Origin of the sequence: Streptomyces sp. NPDC058457, assembly GCF_042720695.1 — a bacterium.
GTDB lineage: Bacteria > Actinomycetota > Actinomycetes > Streptomycetales > Streptomycetaceae > Streptomyces.
Map to the genome: position 1 here is coordinate 65123 of NZ_JBHXLU010000006.1, position 25624 is coordinate 90746.

Annotated in this window: 18 protein-coding genes, 1 tRNA gene and 6 pseudogenes; 8 read left to right on the top strand and 17 right to left on the bottom strand. The window is 67.3% G+C overall.

All coding sequences use genetic code 11. The features are described 5' to 3' along the window. The 8 genes from ACFWPS_RS07250 to ACFWPS_RS07285 form a co-directional block, all read right to left on the bottom strand. Complete coding sequence (locus ACFWPS_RS07250; RefSeq protein WP_383701987.1) at positions 1-591, bottom strand: cytochrome c oxidase subunit 3; 591 nt, start codon at positions 589-591, stop codon at positions 1-3. Continuing rightward, positions 588-1304: a hypothetical protein gene (locus ACFWPS_RS07255; protein ID WP_383701989.1), complete on the bottom strand. Its 717-nt coding sequence runs from the start codon at positions 1302-1304 to the stop codon at positions 588-590. Before ACFWPS_RS07255 ends, ACFWPS_RS07250 begins: the two co-directional genes overlap by 4 nt. A gap of 166 nt (positions 1305-1470) precedes the next feature. Further along, the gene (locus ACFWPS_RS07260; RefSeq protein ID WP_383701991.1) at positions 1471-2475 is read right to left on the bottom strand and encodes a DUF4331 family protein; all 1005 of its coding nucleotides are present in this window, start codon (positions 2473-2475) and stop codon (positions 1471-1473) included. Positions 2476-3129: 654 nt separating this feature from the next. Further along, entirely contained in the window at positions 3130-4635 is a 1506-nt protein-coding gene (locus tag ACFWPS_RS07265) for a GMC family oxidoreductase (protein ID WP_383701993.1), read from the bottom strand. A 274-nt stretch (positions 4636-4909) separates the two neighbouring features. Next, positions 4910-5782, bottom strand: a complete 873-nt coding sequence (locus ACFWPS_RS07270; RefSeq protein ID WP_383701995.1) for a LysR family transcriptional regulator — start codon at positions 5780-5782, stop codon at positions 4910-4912. Positions 5783-6154: 372 nt separating this feature from the next. Then, entirely contained in the window at positions 6155-7309 is a 1155-nt protein-coding gene (locus ACFWPS_RS07275) for a D-alanine--D-alanine ligase family protein (protein WP_383701997.1), read from the bottom strand. An 89-nt stretch (positions 7310-7398) separates the two neighbouring features. After that, positions 7399-8193: a M15 family metallopeptidase gene (locus ACFWPS_RS07280; protein ID WP_383701999.1), complete on the bottom strand. Its 795-nt coding sequence runs from the start codon at positions 8191-8193 to the stop codon at positions 7399-7401. Between the two features lie 20 nt (positions 8194-8213). Further along, positions 8214-9461, bottom strand: a complete 1248-nt coding sequence (locus tag ACFWPS_RS07285) for an MFS transporter (RefSeq protein ID WP_383702001.1) — start codon at positions 9459-9461, stop codon at positions 8214-8216. Between the two features lie 589 nt (positions 9462-10050). Here ACFWPS_RS07285 and ACFWPS_RS07290 point away from each other — a divergent pair. Then, entirely contained in the window at positions 10051-10800 is a 750-nt protein-coding gene (locus ACFWPS_RS07290) for a hypothetical protein (RefSeq protein WP_383702003.1), read from the top strand. Positions 10801-11024: 224 nt separating this feature from the next. On the opposite strand, the gene ACFWPS_RS07295 is transcribed toward ACFWPS_RS07290, so the two are convergent. Together ACFWPS_RS07295 and ACFWPS_RS07300 are read right to left on the bottom strand one after the other, a co-directional pair. Continuing rightward, positions 11025-12428 (bottom strand): ricin-type beta-trefoil lectin domain protein, encoded by a 1404-nt coding sequence (locus tag ACFWPS_RS07295; protein WP_383702005.1) that lies wholly within the window; start codon positions 12426-12428, stop codon positions 11025-11027. A gap of 140 nt (positions 12429-12568) precedes the next feature. Continuing rightward, a complete protein-coding gene (locus ACFWPS_RS07300; protein ID WP_383702244.1) occupies positions 12569-12727 on the bottom strand; it encodes a hypothetical protein in 159 nt (52 codons plus the stop codon). A 480-nt stretch (positions 12728-13207) separates the two neighbouring features. On the opposite strand from ACFWPS_RS07300, the gene ACFWPS_RS07305 reads away from it, so the two are divergent. The 3 genes and pseudogenes from ACFWPS_RS07305 to ACFWPS_RS07315 all read left to right on the top strand — a co-directional run bounded on the left by ACFWPS_RS07305 (position 13208) and on the right by ACFWPS_RS07315 (position 14712). Next, a complete protein-coding gene (locus ACFWPS_RS07305) occupies positions 13208-14053 on the top strand; it encodes an alpha/beta fold hydrolase (RefSeq protein ID WP_383702006.1) in 846 nt (281 codons plus the stop codon). A 324-nt stretch (positions 14054-14377) separates the two neighbouring features. Continuing rightward, positions 14378-14499: pseudogene (locus ACFWPS_RS07310) on the top strand (VCBS repeat-containing protein); the annotation flags it as partial. A 144-nt stretch (positions 14500-14643) separates the two neighbouring features. Then, positions 14644-14712: transfer RNA gene (locus ACFWPS_RS07315), tRNA-Ser, on the top strand. Between the two features lie 365 nt (positions 14713-15077). Here the strand turns inward: ACFWPS_RS07315 and ACFWPS_RS07320 are convergent. Then, positions 15078-15293, bottom strand: coding sequence for a hypothetical protein (locus ACFWPS_RS07320; RefSeq protein ID WP_383702008.1), 216 nt, complete (start codon positions 15291-15293; stop codon positions 15078-15080). 538 nt (positions 15294-15831) lie between these two features. Between ACFWPS_RS07320 and ACFWPS_RS07325 the strand changes: the two genes are divergently transcribed. Together ACFWPS_RS07325 and ACFWPS_RS07330 are read left to right on the top strand one after the other, a co-directional pair. Further along, entirely contained in the window at positions 15832-17835 is a 2004-nt protein-coding gene (locus ACFWPS_RS07325; RefSeq protein WP_383702010.1) for a YncE family protein, read from the top strand. Between the two features lie 40 nt (positions 17836-17875). Next, positions 17876-18323, top strand: a pseudogene (locus ACFWPS_RS07330) (tyrosine-type recombinase/integrase); the annotation flags it as partial. Between the two features lie 247 nt (positions 18324-18570). Here the strand turns inward: ACFWPS_RS07330 and ACFWPS_RS07335 are convergent. Continuing rightward, complete coding sequence (locus ACFWPS_RS07335) at positions 18571-18894, bottom strand: CPCC family cysteine-rich protein (protein WP_383702012.1); 324 nt, start codon at positions 18892-18894, stop codon at positions 18571-18573. Positions 18895-19620: 726 nt separating this feature from the next. On the opposite strand from ACFWPS_RS07335, the gene ACFWPS_RS07340 reads away from it, so the two are divergent. Then, a complete protein-coding gene (locus ACFWPS_RS07340; RefSeq protein WP_383702014.1) occupies positions 19621-20016 on the top strand; it encodes a hypothetical protein in 396 nt (131 codons plus the stop codon). 258 nt (positions 20017-20274) lie between these two features. On the opposite strand, the gene ACFWPS_RS07345 is transcribed toward ACFWPS_RS07340, so the two are convergent. The 3 genes and pseudogenes from ACFWPS_RS07345 to ACFWPS_RS07355 all read right to left on the bottom strand — a co-directional run. Beyond that, entirely contained in the window at positions 20275-21396 is a 1122-nt protein-coding gene (locus tag ACFWPS_RS07345; protein WP_383702016.1) for a hypothetical protein, read from the bottom strand. Positions 21397-22416: 1020 nt separating this feature from the next. Then, positions 22417-22811, bottom strand: a pseudogene (locus ACFWPS_RS07350) (hypothetical protein). Next, a pseudogene (locus tag ACFWPS_RS07355) lies at positions 22811-23092 on the bottom strand (ATP-binding protein); the annotation flags it as partial. The pseudogenes ACFWPS_RS07355 and ACFWPS_RS07350, both read right to left, overlap by 1 nt. Between ACFWPS_RS07355 and ACFWPS_RS07360 the strand changes: the two are divergent. After that, positions 23077-23434 (top strand): annotated as a pseudogene (locus tag ACFWPS_RS07360) (site-specific integrase); the annotation flags it as partial. The pseudogenes ACFWPS_RS07355 and ACFWPS_RS07360 overlap by 16 nt on opposite strands. Before the next feature lie 357 nt (positions 23435-23791). Here the strand turns inward: ACFWPS_RS07360 and ACFWPS_RS07365 are convergent. Next, a pseudogene (locus ACFWPS_RS07365) lies at positions 23792-24013 on the bottom strand (SpoIIE family protein phosphatase); the annotation flags it as partial. A 132-nt stretch (positions 24014-24145) separates the two neighbouring features. Then, positions 24146-25267, bottom strand: a complete 1122-nt coding sequence (locus ACFWPS_RS07370) for a Rieske 2Fe-2S domain-containing protein (RefSeq protein WP_383702018.1) — start codon at positions 25265-25267, stop codon at positions 24146-24148. Between the last annotated feature and the right edge of the window lie 357 nt (positions 25268-25624).

Sequence of the window (25624 nt, forward strand, 5' to 3'; positions counted from 1 at the left end):
TCACGCCACCAGGTAGAAGAGCGGGAAGAGGACGAGCCAGAGCAGGTCCACCATGTGCCAGTACGCGGCCGCCCCCTCGGCGACCAGCAGTTGGCCCCGGCTCAGGGCGGGCCGACGGGACAGAACGATGAGGACCGTCAGCGCGCCTGTCCCGATCGCCAGGTGGGCCAGGTGGATGCCGGTGAACACGAAGTAGTACATGAAGAAGTCGTTGCTGCTCGGTGTATGTCCGTCGTGGATCACGAGCGCGTATTCGGAGCCCTTGACGGCGGCGAACCCGAGCGCGCACAGGAGCGCCCATGGCAGTGTCCGTGCGGGTCTGCCGGATCGCAGCTGCCGCAGCCCGCGGGCCACCAGCGCTGACGCGGTCAGCAGGAGCAGTGTGTTCAGCAGTCCCAGGTCTGGATGAAGGGCCCGCTGAGAAGCCCGGAACATCCTCGGATACCGGCCGTGCAGTACCGCGATGAAGCCGAAGAACACCGAGAACATGAGCATGTCACCGAGGAGGAAGACCCAGAGACCGGGCTCGCCGGGGATGTGGCGGTGGCGCTGGGGTGCCGAGTGCTCGGTCCGGGCTGCCGTGGCGGTCATACCGCGGGTTCCAGGACGGCCGGAGCCCGGTCGTCGTCCACCCGGTTCGCGGCCCGCACCATCAGGTACGTCATGACGAGGAACCAGGCGCCGAAGGCGCCGGCCGCGACCCAGAACGAGAGGATGCCGTTCCAGGCGAAGGGGCCGGTCTTGAAGAAGGTCAGCAGGATGCTCGGCAGGAAGAGGAAGGCCATCCAGAAGTTCAGGTACGCGGCCCAGCGGGGCAGGAGCGGCGTGGGGCGCTTGTCGGCCAGGATCGCCACTCCGACCACGGTGGCCTGCCCGATGGCCGGGAAGGCGTTCATGACCAGGGTGATCCAGGCCGTGTCGTTGAGCGCCATCGTGATGTCGGGCGAACGGTCCGGCCGGTAGGCCGTCGCGGTGAAGATCAGGACCGGTACGAAGATCGCGGCCACGTTCGCGGCACCACAGACGAGTTGTGTGGCGGCCAGCGGCGCCAGCCGCGAGTCGATACGCCGGATCAGGCTCGACAGCGCCGCGACGAAAGGTGCGGTCGCCACGGCGCCGACGAGCATGACCACGAGGCCGGCGCGGATCGAGTTGGCGTGGTCCGTGTAGAAGGCCGCCACCCGCTCCGCCGACCAGCTCGGCGCCATCGGCGGTATCCAGTGGGCGATCAGCAGGGCGGCGAAGAACAGTGCGATGAACAGGTAACCGAAGCTCGCGCAGGCGATCAGGATTCGGCGGGACATGAGGGAATCTCCTGGTTCCGGAAGGGACGGGTACGGAGCGGGCTTCGCTGCACGGACCTGAGGACGTAGGGGTGGGACTGCCGGCCCGGCGATCGGCCTCGGGAAGGCCGCCGGGCCGGGTGTTGCCAGGTTCTGGTTCGACGTCTGGCCGATGGTCCTGGCGGCGTCAGGCCGGTGCGCTCAGATACGGGAACACGGCGCGCAGCGTCCCGGTGGCGTGACCGGCGTCCAGGCCCATGGGGACGGGAGCGTTCAGCACGATCTCGAACATCGCCTCGGGAGCGGACTCGGCGAGCCCCCTGCCGTTGCGGGCCTTCGCACCGAAGTCGGCTTCGGTGCCCACCTGGTAGCGCAGGACGTCCGGGAAGATGGTGTCCCGTGTCGCGGCGCCGTAGCCCTGCGGGTCGGAGTGCGTGTCGTTGGCCGACACGAGGCCCGCGACCTGCCGGCGTACGAGGTCTCCGTAGTTGTCGAGGTCGTCCTGTGGGTCAGTGGCGTTGTAGTCGTCGAAGCCGGCCTCGGTGACGTCGAACAACGTGCTGACGAGCGGTGTCGCGCACCGGTTGATCTGCAGCCAGCCGCCGTGGTGGTCGTCCAGCGCGGTGGTGGCCCAGAGGCCGATCGTCCCCGATCCGATGAGCTCGTCAGGAACTTCGAGGACGATGGCGGTGACGTTGGTGCCGGCGAACAGGTTCGAGGCCCGCTGCGGGTCGAACGCGGAGAGGTCCACCGCCGCGCCGGTCCGGAGCGCGGTCACGACCGCCGTGACGACGGTGCCGTCGAGGTAGAACGGGTCTCCGGCCCGGCCGACGAAGACGTTGACGCCGTCCGACGTGGTGACGATCTCCTGCGTCCTGCCGGTTGCCACGAGGGCTCCCGAGGCGTTGCGGTCGGCGGCCTCGGCACCGGCGAGCCGGTCGAGCACCCAACCCTGCCGGCCGTCCGGTTCGGTGGCGAGGAATCTGAACCGGAACGTCAGATCCTGCACCGCGTCGTCGTCGGTGTCGATGTGGAACTCGTACAGTGCCTCGGGGTGGAAGCCCTTGTCGGCCGACACCGGGTTGGTGTTCATGACGAAGACGGTGCCGGTCCGTCCCTTGAACAGGTAGACATCGCTGATGTCCAGGCGGGGGTCCTGTTTCGCGGCAGCTGAATCCTGGTGGTGGGACATTGATCGGCCTTTCGTGAGGGCTGAGCAGGGCAGGGCACGGCGATGCCTTGCCGACTTGGCTGTTGTTGTGTGCACAGCAATCGAGAGGTTCGGTTCTGCGAACCCCGGGAAGCTGCTGCGGTACCGGCCACCTCGATCGGTCGAGCGCGGCTCGTAGCGCGGTGTTCGTTCAGGGCCTGCGCCTGGCCGGTTGCCTGACGATCGCCGCGCTCAGGCGCTCAAGGCCGTCGCCGAGCAGTGTGTTACCGCCGCTGCGCCGGACACCCCGAGGTCGAAGTGGGTCACGTCGAACATCCTGACCCGGGGCGGTCATTCGTCGCCAATGCCTATCCGCTGGGTCTGCATGCCGGTTCGGCATCAGCCCACTTGCGTGCATGTGATGCGGCTGACGAGGTTCGCGAATTCGGGATGGATCACACGGGTCCGTGCCGCTGCTGCTCTTTCAGCCCCGCCGTGCGGGTGTTCGGGGTGGTTGTGTGTTCGCACGCGTGACGTCCGTACGAGGCAGGCTACGGGGCAGCCTGCACGTGAGTGCGTAGATCACCGCACCGACGAGCGTTTCGTCCACCATGCGCCACAAGAACTTCACAGTTGCCGTTCCTTCGTGTTCAGGGGCCGCCGCGCGGCCTTTCTCCGGGCATCCAGCGGGTGCTCTCAGGGCCGTTTCGCATCGCATCGGACGGTGTCGGCAGCCCGTTCGGCGACGGCCAGGACAGTCGCGTTCACTCCGGTGTTGGGGATGGACGGCATCACCGAGGCGTCCGCGACACGCAGGCCGTCGACGCCGTGCACTCTCAGGTCCGGGTCGACGACAGCGAGGTCGTCCATCCCGATCCGGCAGGTGCCGACGGGGTTGTAGAAGGTCGCCGCGTTCCTGCGGATGTAGGTGACGAGGTCGTCTCCCTTTCCCGGAGCGGTCTCCCGAGCACCCCACTGACGCCAGGCGGGCATACGGCCGATCTCCCGCGCGACGCCGAGGGCCGCGAGCATGGCGGACACGTCGGCGCTGTCGGCGAGGTAGTTCGGGTCGATCAACGGCAGCCGGCCCGGGTTGGAGCTCCTGAGCCGGACCGTTCCCCGGCTTGCGGGCGCCGTGTGAGCGAAGGCGATGGTGTGTCCGGACTCGGGCGTCCCGGCGTCCGCGATGTCCGCCGGAGCGTCGAGCAGCATCAGCTGGACGTCCGGAACGGCTGTCGCGCCGCTGTGCACCAGGGCACCGACCGTACTGAAACCATGGCTGGTGGTCAGTTGCCGCCCCGCCTCGAAGACCACAGGGCACTGCAGGTGATCGTGCAGATTGGCGCCGACTCCGGGGAGACCGGCCAGCACCGGAATCCCGACATCGCGCAGATGTGCCGCGGGACCGATACCGGAGAGCAGCAGCAGGTGGGCGGAGCCCACCGTCCCGGCCGCCACTATCACCTCGCCGCGCGCCTCGGCACGTTCCACGGTGCCGAAGGACGTGTATTCCACGCCGGTGCAGCGTCCGTGCTCGATCACCAGGCGGCTGACGTCCGCCTCCGTGGCCAGGTGCAGATTGGGCCGGTCGAGCACCGGGACCAGATAGGCGTCCGCGGCGCTTTGCCTACGGCCCCCCGCCCCCGCCAGGTCGCACCAGAAGGCGCCGTGCTGCCGTTCACCGTTGATGTCGTCGGTGAGATCGTGACCGGCCTCGGTGAGCGCGTCGAGGAAGGTGAACGACCCGTCGTCGAGCTGGGTCGTCGGCGCCGCCCACACCGGCCCTATGACGCCGCGCAGGGCTGGGTTGCGGCCCATCGCCGTCTCCGTCCGGCGAAAGTACGGCAGCAGCTCGGGGTAGCTCCAGCCCTTCGCACCGTTGTCCGCCCATCCGTCGTAAACGGCGCGGTGCCCGCGGACGTGCATCATCGCGTTGATCGAACTCGATCCGCCGAGGACCCTTCCGCCGGGCCAGTGGTGACTGCGCGACAGCGTCCCGCGCTGCGGTGTCGTCCAGCGTGACCAGAGGATCTCCTTGGCCGGGATGAGCGGGAACCCGACCGGAAGGTGCATGGCCGGCGGCCCGAGCGCCGAGCCGGTCTCCACGAGAAGCACCTCCGCCGCCGCGTCTTCGGACAGGCGCGCCGCGAGAACACAGCCGGCCGTTCCGCCACCGACGACCACATAGTCATAGGCAGTCATCTCTGTCCCGCCTACCGGTGCCTGGAAGCGCGACCCGACAGCGTGCGCCCCGAGTGGGTGCTCATCCCCGGGATTGCATGGACAGCTGTCCCGGCAACCTGCACGAGTAAGCCGCGATGACACATCGTCAAAACCTTTTCTGTCAGCTCAGGTTCGTTCTGCCAATGAGCTTTGCGGGCCACGGCTCGTCACGCCAATGCCGATTACCCGAACCGTCATGCCGATCGGACATGGCGACAGGACAGCGCGGTTCTGCTCGCCCATGCGCACGCCTCTATGCCGAACCGAGCGCCGCAATCACGATCTTGGCGAACTGGTCGATGGACGGCATCTTCCGGTTCTTGGCGTACGCCAGCGCCACCATGCGCGGGGCAACCCCCGTGAGCTGGACGTAACGGATGTCAGGGCGACGGTAGAAATCGGCGAGGCCGGCCGGGACGACGATGAACCCGATGCCGGACGCGACGGCTTCCAGGCTCTCCTCGATCGAGGTGGGCCGTTCGGCTTCCGGACGATTGCGCGCCGCCGCCGCGTCGAAGGCGGTGCCGCGCCACTCCGGTACGTCGGCGGAGTCCTGCAGCAAGCGGTACGGCGTCAGCTCCGTGATGTGGACGGTCTGCGCCTGTGCCAGCGGATGTTCGTCGGAGAGAGCCGCAACCCGCGGCTCGGGGAACAGAGGAACGATCTCGAAGGTATCGACCGGCAGCGGCAGCCGGACGAAGCAGACATCGACACGACCGTCGAGCAGATAGTCGACCTGGTCGGTGGGCGCCGTGTGCAGCACCTGCACATTCACCTCCGGTGCCAGCGTCCGGAACTGCCTGACGATCGGGGTGACTATGACCCCTGGCATGAAGCCGATGGTGAAGTGGTGCCCCTCACGGCTGGCGAGCCGGACTCGCCGCTGCAAGGCCAGCGATGCCGCGAGCAGCGGCCGTGCGTCCTCCAGCAGCTGACCGCCGGCCCGAGTGAGCGCCGTACCCAGCGGGCCGCGCTGAAGCAGCGACGCTCCGAGATCGTCCTCAAGGGCACGGATCTGTCGGCTCAGTGCGGGCTGCGTCATCTTCAGCCGTTCGGCACCACGCACAAAACTGAGCTCTTCGGCAACCGTCACGAAATAGCGGAGACGCCGGAGGTCGATATCCATGACGCCATGTTAGCCACGCCGCTTTTCCTGTCGAACTGCGATCCGGAAAAGCGTCTTGGGCTTTGGCGATGCCCAACCGGCATGACTTCTGCGCGAATCGGCATTGGCACCACCAGGCATCCATGACCATGATTGACCGACATAAAGTGGCCCCCATCGGGGCTGGTTGCCCTGCCATGCACGCAGCCCTGCCCGCATTCCCCGCCGCGCACCGACGTGAAATAATTACGCTCCGCCTCGGTGCGGCAACGGTTAAAGACTTCACAGTGTTCAGCACTCGGCAAATCCCCGAGTTTTACAGTCTGGCCGCCACTCCGTGTTGAACCGGCACACAAGCGCGTCCTGCGGCCGGGCGGAGCGATCCGGCTCGGATCACCTGAGCCCGGTGGTCCGTCGCAGCGCCGCCTGAAGCAGGCGATCCACCAGGTCCCCGTACCCGATGCCACTGGCCTGCCACATCTGCGGGTACATCGAGACGGGGGTGAAGCCGGGCATGGTGTTGATCTCGTTGATCACGAACCGTCCCTCCTCGGTGAGGAAGAAGTCCGCACGGACCAGCCCCTCGCAGGAAGCCGCCTCGAACGCCTTGAGGGCCAGCCGGCGCACCTCACCGGTCTGGCTGTCGGTCAGCGCCGCGGGCACCACTCCGGGGGTGGATTCGAGGTACTTCGCCTCGAAGTCGTAGTACGCGCGTGCGTCGGGCGCCGGGATCTCGGCCGGCACGCTGGCACGCGGTCCCTCGGGGAACTCGAGCACGCCGCACTCGATCTCGCGGCCCTGCACCAGGGCCTCCACGATGATCTTCGCGTCATGCCGGTGCGCCTCCGCGATCGCGTCCTCCAGCCCCGGCGGCCCGTCGACCCTGGTGATACCGATCGAAGAGCCGGCGCGTGCGGGTTTCACGAACAGCGGCCAGCCGTACACGTCGGCGAAGCGGCTGATTCTCTCGCGGGCACCCGCCGCGTCGGACTGCCACTCACGCGGTCTGATCACCAGGTACGGCCCGACCGCCAGGCCGAACGAGCTGAACACCCTCTTCATGTACTCCTTGTCCTGGCCGACCGCCGAGGCGAGAACGCCCGCTCCGACGTAGGGGATTCCCGACAGCTCCAGCAGGCCCTGCACGGTGCCGTCCTCGCCGTACGGTCCGTGCAGTACGGGAAAGACCACGTCCACTTCGCCGAGGACCTTGGGCTCCGTGCCGCGTTCGCTGCGGACGACGGTCCGGTCGGCCGGGTCGACGGAGACGATGATGTTGCCCCGGTCCGAGTCCGTGAGCTGCTCGACCATGGGCTGCCGCCGGTCGGCCATCGCCATGCGCTCGGGATCGTCCGCCGTCAGGACCCAGCGCCCGTCCTGGGTGATGCCGACCGGCAGGACGTCGTACTTCGTCCGGTCGATGGCTCGCAGCACGGCCCCCGCGGTCACGACGGAAATGCCGTGCTCCGAGCTCCGGCCGCCGAAGAGGAGCACCACCAGCGGCCTGCGGCCCGATCCGGACGGAGGGGAGGTGGGTTGTTCGGTCATGGTTTCTGCTTCCTTCGCTGTGCGGCGCCGGCCTTCCGGTCGGAGGGCCGGCACCGCGCGCTCGTGGACCGAGGTCCTCGGTTGTCCGGTCAGCTGGTCAGCGAGGACCGGGAGACGGGGAAGTCGAAATAGGTGGACGGGTAGGGCTCGGCGGCGAAGGTGAAGTGCCACCATTCCTCGGCGAGATTCACGAATCCGAGGGACTCGAGCTCGTTCTTGAGCAGCAGTCTGTTGCTGTGCTGGACTCCCACGATGCGCGGGTCGAGCGTGTGCGCGAGCGTGTCGAAGCAGTCGTACCCGGTGCCCATGTCGATCGAGTTGTCCGGGAACCTCTGCGCCGCCGGGGCGTAGCACGGCTCGAGCTCTTCCCCGGGAACGTAGGGACGCGTCGGGTGGACCGGCAGCTTCACGAGCGTGAGGTCGATCGTGCTGCCACGGCTGTGCCCCGACTTCGCCGCGATGTACCCGTCGGCGAAGAGGTCGGCCTTGTCCACCTGCGGGTAGAACTCGCCCTTCATCTTCAGGTCGGTCAGGTCCTGGGCCCAGTCGACGAACTGGTCCACCGCGCGCTGCGGCCGGTAGCAGTCGTACACCTTCAGCGTGTAGCCCTGCGTCAGGAAGTAGCGCTCGGCCTTCGCCAGGGCCTGTGCCGTCGGGGCGGTGACGATGCACAGCGGTTCGACATAGCCGTCTATCGGCGTGCCGATGAAGTTATGAGGCGTGGCGTAGCGGATTTCCTGCAGAATCGCGGGTGCCACATCGTGGAGCGCCACGAAATCGGCGGGTGCTTTGCTTTCCGTGTCGGCGGCCTGGGCGGTGACCGAGGCACTCGTCACCGTGACAAGGACGGCCGCCAGAAGTGCCAGCAGCATGGGGACGCGCATGCGCGCATTGTTGATTATCACTATGCCGTACCTCTACTTGATATATGGGCGGAGAATTTCCCCATACCCGCGAACGGTGTCAGCGAGAGCGCCATGACGAAAATACCGAAGAACAAGGTGCAGTGCAGGAGGCCGTATTGGCCGACGAGTAAACCCGTGACCAGTACCGGGACGCACATCGACGTATAAGTGATGGTGTAGACGGCGGCCATCAGGCCCGCCCGTTCCGTCGCGAGGACGTTCGCCGTCACCAGCCGGACGCCGCCCTGGAACGCGGGGCCGAATCCCGCACCGGCCACCGTGGTCCCCACGTACAGGGCTGTGGAGGAGTCGCGGTGCGCGGCCAGCAGCGTGACGGCCACCCCCGTCGTCAGAAGCAGGGAGCCGCCCAAAGCCGTTCGGCCGGCGTCGGTATGCCGGGTCAGCAGCACTGCGGGGACCGCACTGGCGGTCAGCAGGGACACGATCAGGCCGTCGGCGGTCGACGAGGCCGATCCTGTGATGCCCTGGACCAGATCGGGCCCGAGGGACAGATAGAAACCGCCCAGAGCCCAGACAGCCACGAACACGGGTGCGGTGACGAGGAGGGCTCGGCGACTGGACCGGGGAGCGCGGATCCGTGGTCGCAGTGAAAGCCAGGCTCCCGGCCTCGGCGGCCTCGGCTCCGGAAGGAAGGCCAAACCCAGCATCTGCACGGCCAGCGCGCTGAACAGCAGCGTGTACACGCTGCCGAGGTGAGCCGGGATCAGGTCCATGAGCAGGCTCGTGCCGATCGTCCCCAACGCCATGCCGATGAGCGGAGCGATGCTGACGAACAGGGGGCCCCACCGCCTGGTCACGTCGAGCAGGGCAGCACCCAGTGCACTCGTCGCGGCACCTGTGGCCAGCCCCTGGAGCGTCCGGGCGAGGATCAGCGAGGTCACGCCGCCGGCCTGCAGGAAAAGCAGCATGGACAGTGCTTCGAGGGCGAGAGCGGCGCCGATGACCGGCCGTCGGCCGACATGGTCGGAGAGCGCGCCGACGGTCAGGAGCGCGACCAGGACGCTCAGGCAGTACACGCCGTAGACCACGGTGACCGTGCCGGAGGAGAGGTGCCAACTCGCCTGGTAGACGCGGTAGAGCGGAGTGGGCGCACTGGAGGCGACGAGGAACGTGGTGAGGACGATGGATAAGAAGACAGCCGACCTCCGCCGGACAACCGCGTCGTCGGCCCATCCGCTGGGCGGCCTGGCCCTTGCCTCGGACTTGGCATGAAGCTCTTCGAGCATCGTTGTTCGGCTCTCTGTACGGGAAGGGCGGAGTGGGACACGCGAGCGGCACCCGCAGGGCCTACGTCACTTGGCCTGTCGGCGCATTCCGGAGTCATCGCCCCGGAGTCATCGCCCCGGAGCCGTCTCCCCCGTGACCCGCCACGGTCGCCCGCGGAGCGCGGTACACACCGGCGGAGTCGTGCTCTCCATGACTCCGACGCCGCAGGCGACTCGACGGGCACCAGGGCGGCCTCCCGCCGAGGGGGACCGGGGGAGGCCGACGGGGACCACCGTAGGGCTCCGGATGACGTGCTCACGGCTGCCGTAGCGCATCGGGTACCAACGGGACCTCGGCAGGGGCCGAACGGACACTTCGGCGCGGCAGGTGTGGCGGATGAGGCGTCGGCGAGCTGGTGACATGCCGATCCGGCATCAGAACGGCCCAAGTCGGTATCGGCGGTATCGGCCGGACCTGACCGAGAATCGGCGGGCGGGTCAGGCCTGCCTCTGTCGCCCGGCGACCCGCCGACGTCCGAGAGAGCCCGCCTTCGCCAACGCCTCCAGGCCCAGGTCCGGGCGCTGCAACCCCGGAGGACGAACACCGAACATGACTGACCTCAGCATCGCCCAAGGTCCCGTCGGTCTCGTGGAAGAGGAGGACGTCACCTATCCGGTGAGCATCGTGCTCACGCTTCAGCGCGAGCAGACGGCGTCACTGCTCCGCGCCATGCGCAGTCAGCAGGTGCTGCCCGCCCAGACGCACACCTGGGGCTCCGAGCGGGCTTACGGCGCCCTGCTGCATGAGGTCGGCCCTCGCCTCACCGTCCTGGACGTACCCGGTTCGCAGTGGAGCGACGGTCTCGAGCAACGCGTGCGCGCGCTCAGCAACATCTCGTCCGTGGTCGTGCTCATACCGGATCACACGGATTCCGTACGGCTTCTGCTGGCGGGTGCCGCCAATGTCCTCCCCCGCGACTCGCCGCCCAGGGAACTCGCCAGCAGAATCGCCGCCGAGCGCCGCTGGCTGGACATGCGGCGCTCACCGCGGCAGCGGGCCGCGGATTCCCCACCGTTTCGCGCTGTCCGCCCCCAGCAGCACTCCCAGCAAGTGCTGTTCGACATCCTCAGTTCCGCCTCGCGGCCGTGGTGCTGTCACGATCTGTGCCTACTGCTCGGCACAGCCGGGGAACCGATGAGCCGCCGAGCGCTGCAGGGCAGAATCGTGCGGCTCAACGAGCGGCTCGCGCGTGACGGGCTGTCGGTCGGCTGCACGACCCAATGGGGGCGCACGACGTTCCTGGGCCTCGTCGAGGAGTCCGGGGAAAAGCCTGGGCCATCGGAGCGCGGCAGGCACTAGAAGGGACGACTGAACGGCCCCTCCGGGGACCCGGGTCTCCATCCGACAGCCGGGACTGCCGACTGCCGACTGCCGACTGCCGACTGCCGACTGCCGACTGCCGACCCTATTGGTGACGGCATCCGAGTCAGCGCCGGCCCTCATCGGAGACTTCGGGGGATCCCCCCGCAGGACGGCTTACCGGGTGCCTGAGCACGCCTTCGGCAAGCCGTCCCGGTGAAGTCTCAGGTGGGGATGTTCCACCGCTGGTTGGCAGCGCTGGTGCAGGTGGAGATCTGGAGCTGGGTGAGAGCGGTGGTGTAGTTGGCGGTGCCGTCGAGGCACTTGCCGGACTGCGGGTTGTAGATCGTGCCGTCGGCGCGCGCCTGCCAGTTCTGGCCGCCGGAGCCGTCGCAGTCGTACAGCTCAACGACGGTGCCGTTGGCCGTGCCCCCGTCCTTGACGGCCATGCACTTGCTCTCAACCGTGATCGTGCCGTTGAGGTTCAGCGTCCACTGCTGCGAGTTCGTGTCGTTGCACCAGTACAGCTGGACCGGGTTGCCGTTCGTGGTGTTCCCCAAGCGGTTGTCCACACACATCCCGGCGGAGTTGCTGATGGGGCCCGTCGGGTTCTTCTCATTGGTCAAGGAGAACCCGCTGTTCGGCGTCAGCACCGCGTAGGACAGATCCGAGCAACCGAGGTCGGACGACTTCACAGTGGTCGCCACGCTCGAGTTGGCCTCCGTGGCGGCCGTCCAGCCGCCGCCGTAGGAGGTCTGGTACTTGAGTCCCGTGGTCTGGAACACCGCGCCCTTGGTCTCCACGCAGTACTGGCCCTCGCCGGTCGTGGGGTCGTAGTGCGTGTAGACCTCCATCATGTCCCAGCCGCCGCCGGAATTGCTCAGCTTGCTGGTGTTCGCGCTCTTGAGGAAGGTCTCCCACTCGTGCGTGTCGTAGTTGTAGAGGTACGAAGTCCACTCGTTGGTCGTCGCATTGGTCTGAACGTCCTGGACCGAGTACGACGGCCGGCCGTTCACCTTCTTGGTGTAGGTGTCCAGGAAGGCGGAGTTGACGACCACGTACTTCGCCCAGCCCGGGCTTGCCGCACACCAGTCCCACGCGCCGACCCAGATCGTGCCCCCGGAGTAGATCGTGGTCATCTCGATGCAGGTGGCGTTGCTCGGGTCCAGGGTCGGCGCATAGACGGTGTCGTCGCCGGTGACCGGAGTCGAGAGATTCACGCTGTGAGTGGCCTGCGCGCCGTGCATGGTCCCGCCGGTGGGAAAGACACCCCAGTAGGTGTGGTACTTCCCGGTCCAGGAGGACAAGGCGCTGGTGGTGGAATCCGTCACGGACGGCGCGTCCTTGGCGACACCGCCTGGGCTGACGTGCCCGGAGGCGTTGAGCTCGTAGAACCGCCGGGAGACCTCGGCGGGCAGTTCCCTGCGAAGCGCCGCCCCCGTCATGCCGGGGATCACGCGCTCGCTGTGCCGGGCACCGGGTGCGGGTGAGCCGGAGTCCGTCTGGGCGGAGGCCGCCGCTCCGGAGGGCCGGGCGAGGGCCGCCGCTTCGGAAGCAGGTGTCCCGGTGGTCAGCGCCAGCACGGCGACGACCCCCACCAGGGCAGAGCTCAGCTTGTGTATGCGCACTACTTGTCCTATCTGGATGTACACATGGCGGTGCCCGAGTACGGGCTGTGGCGTGACCGTTGTGTCCGGCGCGGCGTTGGGCGGTCGCCGAAGCCGACGCACCGTCGTCGCGACGTGGGAAGACCCGGGCTGTCGGCGGCTCAGTGCTCGTGCAGGCCGTTCGTGGCCTCGATCCGCGTCCACGACCTGGGCTGAACCGGAAGAGAAGACCTGCTGGCCGTGGCAGGCACCGCCGGCTTGGCCGGCTCGAAGAGCCAGGTGTCGAACAGCGCGCCCGGAGCGATGACTCTGTCGTGCACTTGAGTTCCAAGTCCTGGACGAAAGGCAGGGGTTCTCCCACTGCGGGATCAGATTTCGGCATGCTGACGACTTCTCCGTCTTCACATGGTCGTCGTCCGGTCACGGTGATGACGGCCACCCCCTGGCGACCGTGCCCGTTCGTACCCGTCGCAGTGCCCACACCGCTGCGCTGGTGAGACAGATACCGGCAGTCAAGCGCGCCGGACAGCACGGATGCCGCCCAATTGCCAGCAGCTCTCCCCGCTTCAAGCGTCTGAAATTCGGTGCTGGAAATATCGAAGAGCGGCGGGAGGGTCCACTGGCTCATGCCGGATCGACATGGAAAGAAGCAGGATTGGCATTAGCCTTCCGCCGATGCGGCCGCCATAGTCGATTCTGCGAAGCGCCGCCGGCCGCAACAAATACGGTTTCCATGCCCCTGCGGACCGCGCCGCTTCCTCTGCCGATTAGGCTCGACAACTCGAGAGGAACAACACCACATGAAGTCCACCGCTCGAATCAAAGCGCTGGCGGCTGCCGGGCTTGTGAGTGGCGCGGTCGTGGCCTCGCTGGCCGTGACGAACGCGAGCGCCGTCACGACCCAGGCGAACGACCACGCCGTCGCCTCGCAGACGGCGCACCGCGCGAAGCCGACGGTGGTCCTGGTCCACGGAGCGTTCGCCGATTCCTCCAGCTGGAACAGCGAGATCGGCTACCTGCGACGCCACGGCTACCCGGTCCTCGCGATCGACACCCCGCTGCGCGGCCTGGCCTTCGACAGCGCCTATGTCGAGGCACAGCTCAAGACCGTCAAGGGCCCCGTCGTGCTGGTCGGCCACTCCTACGCGGGCGAGGTCGTCAGCCAGGTCGCCGCAAAGACGTCGAAGGTCAAGGCCCTCGTGTACGTGGCGGCCCTCATCCCCAAGGCGGGAGAAACCGCCGGCTCCCTGATCGGGCAGTTCCCCGGGTCGCAGCTCATTTCGGAGAACTTCCGCACCGTTCCCCTGCCCGGCGGTGACACCGACGTGTACCTCAAGGCCGACAAGTTCGGGACCGTGTACGGCAACGGGCTGTCGAAGTCGGACATCCAGGTCGCCTCGGTGACTCAGGAGCCGGTCGCCCTTTCGGCGTTCACCGACAAGGCCACGGTGGATCCGCCGGCGAAGACGCCGAAGTGGGCGGTCATCTCGACCGAGGACCACGCCGTGCCGACGGCCGCCCAGAAGTTCGAGGCCAACCGAGTGGGCGCCCACATCACCTACACCCGCTCGGGCCACGATGTTCCGTCGATCAGCCCGGGAGCGGTCGACCGTGCCATCGTCGCCGCCGCCAACTCCGTGCACTGATCAACCCCTGTAGCAGGGCGTCCGTTTGATCGACGCGGAGCTTCCGGCGGCCGTGCCATGGGCCTTCCTCGCCGCTGTGCCGGTACTCGCGATGACTCTCTACTGCCGCCCCGGACGGTGCAGGACTCGCAGCCGCAGGCGGTACAACGGACGGCTCCCGCAGGCCCGATGCCTGCGGGAGCTTTCCCGTTCTCTCAGCGGTTACCTCGTCCCCTTTCAGGACCGCGGCGCATGAGCGCCGCGGTCACAAGCGGCTCGTCATGTCCGAGCGCCCGCATTGCAGAATCTTGCGTTCGGGCGGCTGCGGCATGGACGGGCAAGGAGCACCTCCGCTTCCTCGCCGACGTCACCGGTGACGGCCGCGTCGACACCGTCGACACCGTCGGCTTCGGCGGCCCGGGGTGTACGTGGCCCGCAACCTCTACCGCCGCTTCAGGACCCGCTGACTCCCGCCCCGATGTGCGGCCTGGCGTGCCTGCGCCTGCCAGGCCGACGCCCCGCGCCGACACTTCGATCCGCTTGGCCACCGGGCCCGCATGGCCCAAAACCGGATGCCGGGCACCGGCCGGGTCGGCTACCTTCCTCGTCGTGCAGGTGCGCAGGCAGCGGGTACTTCGCCTTCCAAGCGGGTAACGCGGGTTCGAATCCCGCCACCGGCTTCGGCCGGTGTCGTCCAGCGGCCCAGGACGCCTTACGTCTCCGCCGCCGACCCTGATCTCTGCACATCACACACGCACCGCCCGCCCAGGGGTGGGTGGAGCCAGGCGAGTCTTCAGGCGGTGTGCTTGCCGAGGATGGTGAGTACGGTCAGGTCGCGGAGCCGGCGGCGGCCGGTGCCCGGCACGTCTCAGCATTCGAGGCACCTTGGGCTTCAGGCGCCCAGCCCTGCCCATTGTGAGCATCTCGACGGGTGTTCGATCTCCACTTAGGGCACGCAGAGGGCATAGCGGCCCCGAAGTTCCCCGCACGATCTGGCACGCGTCTTGCACGCGTCATTCGTCGTCGCGGCTCTCCAAGGCCAGCCCTACGGAGCCTTGTCGAGCCCGTTGTTCTCCTCCAGGTGGAGGTGAGCGCCGTCCGGCGTGCCGTCCTGAGCGAGAGTAAGGAGGTGGCCGGCCAGAGTCTTGAACCCGGCAGCGTTTGCCGCAATGACGATCTCGCCACCCAGGTTGCGGACCTCGATGCGTGCGCCTTCGTCCGACGTGAAAACTCCGGTGATTCCATCGGTCGCCGCACTCACGCGAGTGTTCATCGACGGGCAGCGCCAGCTTCAGGGGCCATACCCCAAGCAGCGCGTACCCCGGGCCGGCCGCGACGCCGAGACATGAGTGATGACCTCTTCGTCCCGAACCATGGGCGGGACGGTCGTCGAAGTCTGTTCGGCAGATCACGTGGGTGTTTGGAAACATTGCCGGTCGGCTGCGGTCGTGGTGGTTGCTGTACGGCCCTGCTGTACAGCGGTCGGGGCCCGAGGCACTCTCTCCTGCCGTACTGCTGGGCGCTGCTGTAATTCAGCAGCCGTTGAATGCCGTCCCTGGACATCGTCGGCCGCATGCCTGACGAGTGTTTCGGACACCCACGGCCGGCCGCGATCCACGACCCGCTCGACCTCGATCGCAGCGACCCGAGTGCGCGCCTGCCATAAAAGGTGCCCGGCTTCTGGGCGGCATCCAGTGGGACCTGCGGAAACTTGCGCAGGTATGCCGTACAACCCTGAAGGGGCTCCAGGGGTCTTGTGGGCATCCTGTCTTCCTAGTGGGGGTTGCATCACTGTGCGTGTGCGCAGCATTTCGGCCGTAACAGCGCTCGCGGTCACTCTCGGTTCTGTCGCCCTGATCGGGTCGGCGGCGGGCTCCGCTGTCGCCGACAGCAGCGCCGCGCTGCCCATCACGTCCAGCGGCGACATCATCGTGGACGGCGTTCACCAGCGGGTCTTCATCAGTGACCCGTCGGGAGGCAAGGTCGTCGCCACCGACTACAACGGCACCGTCATCGGGACGATCACCTCGCTGCCGCAGGCTGACGGCCTGGAGCTCTCCGCCGACTCGGCAACGGTCTACGTCGCCGTGCCGGGAGCCGATGAGATCGTGGCCATCGACACGGCGACGCTCACCGAGGCCGGGCGGTACGCGACGGGTGACGGCACAGATCCGCAGCACCTGGCACTCGCCGGCGGCAAACTCTGGTTCGGCTATGGCAGCGTCGGCCACGGCAACATCGGCTCTCTCGACCTGTCCGGCGGGCAGCCGCAGGTTTCCCTCGCCCAGGAGGCCGAGGGGACGTGGAAGGACGCTCCCCTGCTGGACTCGGCACCCGGCGCTCCCGACACCCTGGCGGCCGGCTCGCGCCAGTACTACTTCGCCCTCGGCATCTACGACGTGTCGTCCGGCACGGCCGACCGGACCGCGTTCCTCGGCGGGCAGGACGCCGCCATCGCCAACACCGCGGAGGACCTGGCGCTCACCCCGGACGGCACAGAACTCGTGGTGGCCACCGCGGCAGGCGACTTCCAGCCGGTCTTCCGGACCTCGGACCTGTCGCAGACCACCAGGTATCCGAGCGGCTACTCGGCACAACGGTCGGTGGATGTCGCGCCGGACGGCCTCGTCGCGGTGGGCACGGACACCTACGCCAACTTCACCCCCCAGGTGTCCGTCTACGAGCCGGGCGGCACGACCCCGAGGCGGACCGCCGATTTCACCGACGAACAGGGTGGAGTCTCCCAGGAGACCCTGCTCGACCACGGCGACCTCGCCTTCGCACCCGACAGCAGCCGGCTCTTCGCGGTCACACACGGTCTCTCCGGCAAGTACAGCCTGCGCGTCGTCACCGACCCCGGCAAGGCGGTCACCACCGTCACGGTGAACGCCCCGGCGACCGCCGACCGAGCCAAGTCGCTGACCGTCTCCGGCAAGGTCACGAACACGCTCGGGCTGCCCGCGGGGACCACCGTCGCGGTGACCCGGACGGACCTGGAGTCCCCGAACGGCAAGGCGCTGCCTGCCGCGACGGTGAAGGCGGACGGGACCTTCTCCTTCACCGACGCCCCGCCCGCGGGCAGCAAGGTCACGTACAACGTCTCCTATGCCGGCGACGCCGATCGCACGGCCGCCTCCGCCTCCGACACGGTCGAGGTCTCCCGGAACTCCCCGACCCTGACCGTGAACAAGAACGGCGCCGTCTACGACTACGCCAGTAACGTGACGTTCACCGCCCACCTCGGCACGACGTACAAGAACCGGACGCTCTCGCTCTACGCGGACACCGCGGGCGACGGCAAGGGCAAGTACCTGGTCAAGACCGGCACGGTCAACAGCGAGGGCAACCTGTCGGTGACCTTGCCCCTGAAGCGCGACACCACGGTGAGCGCGTCCTTCTCCGGCGACGCGCGGACCGCCCCGAAGACGGCCACGAGCCGGGTGGGCGCGAAGGTCAAGGTGTCGCTGAGCCTGAGCCGCTACTACAAGACGGCCAAGGTCAACGGGTACACCAAGTACTACTTCCGGAAGAAGACCAACCCGCTTCTCACGACCACGATGACGGCCTACCCCGGCCGCGCGCAGAAGCTGGAGTTCCAGATCTACTCCGCCGGCGCCTGGCGGTCGGCGGGGTACGAGTACTTCAAGCTCGGCTCCACGGGCAAGTCGGTGGTGGAACTGCGTGGCACGCACCAGACCGGCTACTCGATGCGCGTACGGTCGTCCTACATCAACAACTCCTCGAACGACACCGTGAACTCGACCACGCACGGCTCCTGGAAGTACTTCACCTTCACCAGCTGAGGCCGCCCCCCAGGCCCGGCGCATCCGATGACGCGCCGGGCCTGGGGATACGTCTTCCTCAGGAGGCGTGATTCTTCCCGCGTTCCTCCGCCGGGAGCTCCGCTGGCATCTGGAAAGCTACGCCGAGCAGGGGCCGGACGGGCTGCTCTTCGTGGGCGAGAAGGGTGCTCCCTTCCGGCGCAGCGCCTTCGGGCGGAGGTGGCGGAAGGCGCGGGAGATCGTCGGCATGCCCGAGGGCATCCGGTTCTACGATCTCCGACACACGAGACACACGCTGTCCACGCGCTCCGGCGCCACGCTCAAGGACACCATGGTCCGGGCCCGGACAGTCCTCCGAGAAGGCGGCGCTGATCTACCAGCACTCCGACGACGAGCGGCAAGAGGAGGTCGCCGCCGGGCTGGACACCACGGTCCGTAAGGCACGGGCCGCTGCCGCACAGAGAGCGCCTGACGAGCCTTCTGGCACGGATCCGGCACACGACGACTGATCACGATGGACAGCAAAAAGGCCCGGGTCTCTGACCTGGGCCTTCTCCATGGAGCGGGTGACGAGAATCGAACTCGCGCTCTCAGCTTGGGAAGCTGCGGGCATTTGCGGCTGGTTGGGGCGCTGACCTGGGTGAACGGCCGGGTGGCGACCGCGTCGGGCTCTGTTGCTTTCACCGTGGTTCCCCGCTGTTACCCGCTCGATCTGGTGCGGTTGTGGTGCGGAGGCAGACTGCGCGCCTGGGTCTGTCAGGGGCGGGCGTGGATGGTCCCCGTTCCGTAGGATGTGCCGCTGTCGGGGTGTTCGTGGGGGAGCGGGGCCCGCACGAACTGGGTGCGGCGCTTGTTGGACGCGCCGATCCCCTGGTAGTTGCGGCGGGCCTCTCGGAGGCTCAGACCGTGGTTGGGGCCTCCTCGGGCCTCTTCCGCGTCGTGCTCGTCCTGGCCGTCGTCCTCCCAGAAACAGACCTGGCAGATCTCGTACGCTCCGCGCTCGGCGAGGGTGATGAAGCCGCAGCAAGGGCAGCGGTACGGTCCGTCCTCGGCGCTTCCTCGGACATTTATATAGGTCACGGCTGCATCCTTGTCCACCAACACCGCAAGGGCCCACGACTTTTGGCGGGGACTTGCCAGGCAGAGTCCGCCTCGCACCGATCGCTGATCAAGCAGCCCACCCCACATCATGCGTTGGGGTGCACGCTTTCCAACTGGGGTGGCGGGGTGTGTACGGGGGTGTTCACCTGCGTTCATGGGCGGCTGCCCCTCGGCGCGGGGACGACTCCGGGTCTTGCCTGCCCGGCCGTGAACGGGCCTGAATGAGACGGCCGTCCGTTCTCCAACCTCGTTCTCGCCGCCCTGGTAGGTCCGAGGGAGATCGCGGAAGCCGTGTTGGCCAAATAGGCCTACTTGTTCGGTTTCTTGGCCCGTCCTCACACTTCCGGCATGGTCTATCGCTGCCGCGCGCAGACCGACGACGGGACGTTATGCCGGAATCGTGTGACCGGCCCAGACGTGCGATGCCATCACCATCGCGATCGCCCAGCGGGACGCGTCTCTACGCCCCGAAAACGACCAGCGAAGCGTGCCCAAGCCCCGCGTCGAGCACCGCGGCAGTCAGCCACGCCCAGGGCCGCCGCTCGGCCCCAACAGCGCCCTCGGCCCCCAACACAAGCTACCCGGGAGCGCCAGAGAGCGGAGGAGGTCGCACAGCTATGCCTGGATGTCATCGACCGCGGCGGCACCGCCGTCATCGCTGAGCGCGCGTCCGCTTACGTCTCGGACGAGACGTGGAAGAAGCTCGTGAAGCGCCATCGCCGGAGGGGCTGCGATGATCTCGCCGAGTTGGCGCGCAGCATCCTCAAAGGCAAAGATCGGCTGCATGAGGCCGTTGGCCGCGCCGCCGGCGGCCTCTTCGGTTTGCTGGGGCGTCCCAGGATCGAGCGGGTCTTTGCGCAGGAGCTGGCCCGGAGGATTCCGCTGCCGGTTGACGCGAAGCTCTCGGCAGCCGCGCGGGGCTTGCAGATCGCGGGTATCTACGTCTGCATCGTCGGCAACAGGGACCTGGCCGAGTGCGCCTGCCTGCGAGATGTACTCAGGGTTGAGGGCCAGGAACGCCTACAGCGACTGATGCAGGGCGCTATGGAGGACTGGCAGTGGCTTCCCCGCCGAATGCGTAATGGCTTAACCGAGGCATGAGAGTCCAGCTGCGGCAGGTTCGTGCGTCCTGGAGCTGACTCTTAGCTTGGGAAGCTCCTGTGCTCTGGCCTTGGCTGCCTCGACGCAAGGCGCGCTAGCGCGCGGTTGACCGCCGACTGGATACCGGTGTTCCCCGTGGTTCCCCCGCTCAACCTGGCACGCGGCTAGCACGTCCGTCGCGGATGCCAGCCGCTGGTGCAAGACCAAATCTCGCAAGATGTTCCCTGTGCGACGTCCTGCAGCGTTCAATCTGTTGAGTCAGATATAGTTGACCGAGAACACAATATCGGCTGAGAAGCTCAGCAGTTCACCGTTCGAGGTGGCGTGACTGTCGAGCGTCAACAACTGATTTGTGACTTGTTCATTTGCCGGTCCGACAGGAAATACGAGTGGGGTTCCGCTATCCAGACCGGCGGTGGCGGTATCGTTGCTGTCTGGAGGGAAGCTGCCGCTATCGTCCTCTGTCCCTTCAACGCGCACGGTCACCTTCCCAGCAGCATCCGGTGGGTTCACAATGATGTCGGTCGTGCCCGCGCTTATGGTCTTGCGAGCCCCCGAGGCCATTGGATCCCACGTGATGGTCTTGGATTGCGGGCTAGCGCCGCCCTTGACGACGAACTTGAATGCCGCTTCACCATCGGACAGATCATCACTGTCGTTGAAGCAGAATAGCTGCGCAATTCGGGTGTTGACGATGCGTCGCTTCGTCGTAAAGGACTCCGGAACGGTTGCCGGAGCAGCACCCTTTGAACTCCAGACGAAATCCCAGTGCCCAAGGGAGTCCCATGCCAGCACAATGAAGAACAACTTGTCGCCGCTTCGAAGCGGGGCATGGCCGCTGGTTTCCGGCTGGGTAAGTTCGTCCAGCAAGGTCAACTTGTGCATGACCTTGGGTGCGGCAGAGACCGCGCTGGCAACCACCTCTTCCGGATTGAAGAAGGGCATCCCGCTGTCGAGCTGGGGAGGTTGATTTCCGAGTTGAATGCGAACCTTCGTGGGGACGCTTGATGCGACGGACACGGAAACGAACGTTCCGCCCGTCGTGATTTCAAGCTGAGGCCGCCCTTCAGTGCAGCGAGTGAGAAAGTCGGCACGGACTTCGTTCAAGGACGGGATGTCCACCTTGCCGATCAGATCCCCGTTGGGACCCTCGTTCTCACGGAAGAGATGCGCCTGGACAAGCTTTCCTGTAGCCGCACCCCGTGTCAATGTAGTGGTTGATGAGTAGACACCGTTCTTGCTGAAGCTTGGCGCGGTGGAACTGAATGGAACTTCCCGATCCCAAACTTCCAGCCTGGGTGTTGGCCCTGTTGGATCGACCTCGTATTCCGCTGTGCCGAAGCATAGTTCCCTAGGGTCTATTGGAAATAGGCTTCCCATCGTGTCCTCCTCGCGGCGCGCACACTGAACGAAAATTTCAACATCGTGTCTGCACATCGCACTCCGAGAAGTCGCGCATCCATCGGAGGGAAAGAAGCTGCACCCGAGTATCCGATCAGGGCGGAGAGGGGCGCCGGGCAGATGTACAGCTCAACGTTCAAGGCCGCATGCAGCATTCACATATATGCTAAGTCTCTTCGAGCGGTGCAACCACTGGGAGGCTCCCGGCGGGTGTGCCTAATCCGCGGAGCCGACCGCCCCAGCCACGACGCACCTCTGCTCTGGCATCAGGTGGCTGACTGCTGTGCGCGCGGCACGGGCGCCGGCCGGGCTGGAGCGGGGCGGAGACATGAGCGCAGACCCGGCCGGCGCCCGTGCCGCGCATGCCGCGCTCGCGCGGCGCCTTGAACCAGTAGAGAAAGTTGTAACTCACGCTGGCGGGTGGGGCTGTCCTACTTCGCTTGATGCTTGACACTGCGGCTTCACTTGAAGCTAACGCCGCATGCCTCGGCCTGGTTGCTGCAAGGCGCTGGGCGGCCTGACAGTGGGTGCGACGGCGGGAGGTAGAGAGTGTCGGGGGGTTCGTTTGGGCGCCGAGGTCAGCTACGGGACCCACCCTGAGGTAATCGCGGAGCTTCTGGGCGGGCTCGGGGAAGCCGCCATGGTTCTGTCGTACGACGAGGACCGGACCCTTGCTGCGCTGAGTGGGCCGGCTCGGCTCTTTGGGATCCACGCGGCTGGACTGGCGTGGTACTGAAGTGCTCCAGAGCTGCCCGGCGTTCGACGCCGGAGAGCTGCGGAAGCTGGTGAGTGGATGGCCAGCCCCGATGATCTGGCAGTTGTGTTCTGGGGCAATCTCGGTGTGCCTTCAATCGCCCTGGAGGTCGGCCTATTGACGGCGCATGCCGATGCGGTGGTCGCATGTTGCTTCGAGTGCTGGGTCTACCTCGTTGACGCTGGGGTGTTGATCGAGTTCCAGGACGGTGAGGGGTTCACAGTGGGGCGAGTGCCGTCTTGATGTCATGTAGCGGACTCGTCCGACCTCGATAGACGCTTGTAGTCGTGTCTGCATGCTGGGAGTTCAGTGGCTTGGCGGTGAGCTAGTGCACGAAGAGCACGGGTCGGATCGTCCATGTGATGCGAGTGTTGGCCTGGGTGACTGACACCGTGCAGGGTTCTAAGCGCAGCAGGGCTCGTCGGGTTTCGGCGCGGCCGTCGTGGAGCCAGGCCCATACCTCGTCCGAGGCGTCCGGGTCGAGTGCCGGTGAGATGGTGCGGAGCGCGATGGCGACCCATCTGTCTGCCTGGGGTGCGGAGTAGGCGTCGAAGGACGCCCGGAGTGCCGGCCACTGCATCCCGTCGGTCAGGTTCTCGGTCCAGCACTCGCACCAGAAGCCCCGTCGGGGCTTGTCCATCAGCACGGGTGCTCTCCCCTCCGAGGTTGCACGAAGGCCTCCGCGGTGACCGTGTAGCCGCCGTCGGCGCCTTGGACGACGACCCTGTGTGCGAGGGCGCTGACCATGCCCAGGCCCCGACCGCGCTCGGCGTCCTAGTCCTGGTGCTCGACCTTCGGAGACCCGTCCCCTCCTCCGTCGTCCGTGACCGATAGTGCGATCACCTGTGGCGCCACCGCTAGGGCCAGGTGGAAGCTTCCGCGTTCCCCGCCGCTGCTCGTGTATAGGGCCCGATGGGCTGCTCTTCGTGGGCGAGAAGGGTGCTCCCTTCCGGCGCAGCGCCTTCGGGCGGAGGTAGCGGAAGGCGCGGGAGATCGTCGGCATACCCGAGGGCATCCGGTTCTACGATCTCCGACACACGGGACACACGCTGTCCACCCGCTCCGGCGCCACGCTCAAGGACACCATGGTCCGGGCCCGGACAGTCCTCCGAGAAGGCGGCACTGATCTACCAGCACTCCGACGACGAGCGGCAGGAGGAGGTCGCCGCCGGACTGGACACCACGGTCCGCAAGGCTCGGGCCGCTGCCGCGCAGAGGGCGCCCGACAAGCCTTCTGGCACGGATCTGGCACGCGGCAACTGATCACCACACACAGCAAAAAGGCCCGGGTCTCTGACCTGGGCCTTCTCCATGGAGCGGGTGACGAGAATCGAACTCGCGCTCTCAGCTTGGGAAGCGACGGAGCTTGACTGACCCCTACGGCTCTGACCTGTGCGTATACGCTCCTCCGGTGGTGATCGTGAGGGCTGTGAGACACCTCTGTTGACCGTGGTTTCCCGCTCTTATGGGCACGCGGAGGGCACGGAACACGGGGACTCTGAAGATCCGTGCCATCAGAAGGCCATCTACGCGGGGCCGCTCTGCGTACGGGGCAGCACTCTCGGGGGCCGTTGCGACCGCACATGGGGTGCCGTGTCCGACGACCTCGCGCGCGGCAGGCCCCGAGTCCGGCCCCAAGGGCGGCGAGACAGGCGCGTCGGGGAACGAGACGGTGCCGTCCGGCAGGACGAGGGTGGGACCGGGATGGCCGGCCCGGGCCGCGGCGGCCTGTCCGGCGACCGGATCGTAGATGGCATACAGGCAGGTCGCTCCGGTGACGCCCACGCCTGCCTCCTCGCTCGTCTCGTCGCCGTCGATACGGCTCACCAGTTCGTCCAGGTGCAGCAGTTGCAGCACGAACACCTGACCCGTGAGGCTGCGCACGCTCAGCGGGGAGAGACGACGTCGGCCAGGGGCAGGTGAGGGGGCCCAGGCGCCGGCGTGATCCGCCCGCGCCCCGAATAAGGCAAATCGCTACTTGATTTCGATCGCCCCGTTGCCTTGTGCGGGCGTCCTGCGGGCCTGGAGAAATACCTGGTCGCTCTCTGTCGGGCCGCTGCTCCGGGTCCCGGCGGGCGAGGTGAGGTCGCACGACTGCGTGAGGGGAAGGCCGGACGGGTAGAACTGCGCGTACCAGCGGCGCAATGCCTTGATGCCCTTTTCGTGCGGCAGCAGGATCGGGTGCGGTCGGTGGATCTTGTGATCCCAGATCCGGAGCTCCTCGCGCACCTCGCCCAGGGCTTGCGTTCGGAAGACGACCTTGAGCGCGGGCGTCAGGAAGGGGAACCGGGCCGGTTTGCGGATGTAGTAGAGCATCCGCATCTCGCTCGTGCGGTCGTCGACGGGGGTGGTCAGGGCGACGGCGGTCAGCGACAGGACGGGGCCGTGGGTGCGGACCACCATGACGCCCGGTCCGTACATGAAGGCGTCGAAGGTGTTGTCGATGTCCCGGCCGAGGACGCGCCGGCGGATCCGGCCGCGGGCCTCGGCGAAGGGGCCGTTCGACCGCCAGTCCTGGACAAGTGGTTCGCTCTGGCCGTGAATGAAGTGGAAGTGGGACTCGTCGACGATGTTCTCGCGCATCTCCTGGACGTGGATGCGCGCGCGGCAGGTGTCGTCGATCGGCTTGGCGAACCGCCTTGACGCCGCCTCCGGGATCTCCGGCACCTCCCATGACGGATCGTCCGGCCCGGCGTGGACGAAGACGAGCCCACTGTGCTCGCGGACCGGAAAGCCGCCGAGGGACACCTTCGGGACCCGGCGCGCGAACGGGGCCTTCACGCACCGCCCGTCCGGGCCGAACCGCCAACCGTGGAACGGACACTCGACGGTGCCGTCCACGACCTTGCCGCCCGCGCCGAGGTGCGCACCGTAGTGGGGGCAGTGTGCGTCCCGTACGGCCGCTCGGCCATCAGCTCCGCGGAAGGCGATGAGCGCCCGTCCGAAGTAGTGGAGGCTGACGACCTCGCCCGGACGGAGCTCGGCGCTGCGGAGCACGGCGTACCACCCGTACGGAACGGCTGGCATCGGGTAGTCGTCGGCTCGCGGGTCGCGCGGCAGGGCGGCAAGCTTGTCATGGCGCCGACGAAGAGGCATGAGGGGATGCTAGCGAGAGCCCTGCTCCCGCACCGCCGAAAGCGGCGCCGCGACACGGGCACGTCCGGACACTTCCAGCCGTAGGGCGAGTTGGCGGCACTCCAGGTGGGGGGCTCCTGGAGCGGTGTCGACCACAGTGTCACGCCGGTCTCATCGACGACCGCCGCCCAGTGGTGCCCTTTGCCTGCATCGACGCCAACTGGACGCACATCGTCCAGGGGCGGACGCGTGGTGGAATGCAGGGGGTGGTGGGCCCCGGGGCCCCGGGGGCCCCCCCCCCCCGCCCGGCCCTGGACCGGGCCGGCGGGGGCCCCCCGGGGAGCCCGGGGAAGGGGGGTCGAGCACCCCCACACACCC

Bases quoted from the DNA above. Each gene is read 5' to 3' on its own strand.
- ACFWPS_RS07250 (WP_383701987.1), bottom strand. From the start codon at position 591: ATGACCGCCACGGCAGCCCGGACCGAGCACTCGGCACCCCAGCGCCAC.
- ACFWPS_RS07255 (WP_383701989.1), bottom strand. From the start codon at position 1,304: ATGTCCCGCCGAATCCTGATCGCCTGCGCGAGCTTCGGTTACCTGTTC.
- ACFWPS_RS07260 (WP_383701991.1), bottom strand. From the start codon at position 2,475: ATGTCCCACCACCAGGATTCAGCTGCCGCGAAACAGGACCCCCGCCTG.
- ACFWPS_RS07265 (WP_383701993.1), bottom strand. From the start codon at position 4,635: ATGACTGCCTATGACTATGTGGTCGTCGGTGGCGGAACGGCCGGCTGT.
- ACFWPS_RS07270 (WP_383701995.1), bottom strand. From the start codon at position 5,782: ATGGATATCGACCTCCGGCGTCTCCGCTATTTCGTGACGGTTGCCGAA.
- ACFWPS_RS07275 (WP_383701997.1), bottom strand. From the start codon at position 7,309: ATGACCGAACAACCCACCTCCCCTCCGTCCGGATCGGGCCGCAGGCCG.
- ACFWPS_RS07280 (WP_383701999.1), bottom strand. From the start codon at position 8,193: ATGCGCGTCCCCATGCTGCTGGCACTTCTGGCGGCCGTCCTTGTCACG.
- ACFWPS_RS07285 (WP_383702001.1), bottom strand. From the start codon at position 9,461: ATGCTCGAAGAGCTTCATGCCAAGTCCGAGGCAAGGGCCAGGCCGCCC.
- ACFWPS_RS07290 (WP_383702003.1), top strand. From the start codon at position 10,051: ATGACTGACCTCAGCATCGCCCAAGGTCCCGTCGGTCTCGTGGAAGAG.
- ACFWPS_RS07305 (WP_383702006.1), top strand. From the start codon at position 13,208: ATGAAGTCCACCGCTCGAATCAAAGCGCTGGCGGCTGCCGGGCTTGTG.
- ACFWPS_RS07345 (WP_383702016.1), bottom strand. From the start codon at position 21,396: ATGGGAAGCCTATTTCCAATAGACCCTAGGGAACTATGCTTCGGCACA.
- ACFWPS_RS07370 (WP_383702018.1), bottom strand. From the start codon at position 25,267: ATGCCTCTTCGTCGGCGCCATGACAAGCTTGCCGCCCTGCCGCGCGAC.